The organism is Blautia aquisgranensis, assembly GCF_040096615.1.
Lineage (GTDB): Bacteria > Bacillota > Clostridia > Lachnospirales > Lachnospiraceae > Blautia_A > Blautia_A aquisgranensis.
The window spans coordinates 1-930 of sequence record NZ_JBBMEJ010000046.1; the positions used below are offsets into that span (position 1 = coordinate 1).

At 30.9% G+C, this 930-nt stretch carries 1 protein-coding gene; it reads right to left on the reverse strand.

Annotated features, from left to right (window positions below; translation table 11 throughout):
• Positions 1-53: 53 nt before the first annotated feature.
• The gene (locus WMO28_RS16760; RefSeq protein ID WP_118511542.1) at positions 54-608 is read right to left on the reverse strand and encodes an RNA polymerase sigma factor; all 555 of its coding nucleotides are present in this window, start codon (positions 606-608) and stop codon (positions 54-56) included.
• Between the last annotated feature and the right edge of the window lie 322 nt (positions 609-930).

The window sequence follows — 930 nt, forward strand, 5'->3', positions numbered from 1 at the left end:
TGTCAGGATATTTTTGTTTGGTGCTGTCAGATCTAAAAAATTGTTTTCTTTTTTCATATGATTTCTTTCACCTCTTCCCATAATTTGTTTCTGCTTCGAAAAAGACTAGATTTAATTTTAGTCTCAGAGCATCCATGTCTTTTTGCAATGTCTTTAATATTATCCATATACCAATATCGCCTGACAAAAATATCCCTGTCCCCTGCTTTTAAATCACTTAAAAATTTTTCTAAAATATTCAAAATTTCCTTTTTCTTTATATCCTCTTCCACATAATCCTTTATTGTATTTTCCAGTTTTTCCACTTCACCACAAATATCCATCATATGTGTATCTGCTCTTTTTGAAGCATTTTTCTTTCTGAAATTGTCCAATGCCAAATTTCTGGTTATTTTTCCAAGAAATGCAGATAACTTTGTTGGCGTTTTGGGCGGAATCTTATTCCACGTTATCAGCCACGTATCATTTACGCATTCTTCTGAATCTTCTGTGTTATATAAAATATTCCATGCAATCTTAAAGCAAAATTTTTCGTACTTTACTTCTACCTGGCGAATTGCATCTTCTGATCTTTCTAAAAATAAATTTATAATATGTATATCTTCCATATCACATTTCTCCCCTGTATATTAGTGTTTTTATGCAGATAGGTTATTTGCAGTGTGCCATATTAATGTTGCCTATTATATAGAACGTATTTTTTTCTGTTTGGTTGCACTTTTTTTATAAATTTTTTTGTTACCATAATTCCATTATCACTATAACATATTATCTAATCATTCTTCTCTCCCTGGTCAACTATTAATATCGTAATCTACTTCTGCAAATAAAGCTACATGCAAAAAATGAAAAAAGGGAGCTGTCGGTAAATAACGTTTTTTAGAGCTGACAGCACCAAACAAAAATATCCTGACAGTTACAGAGCTTTCT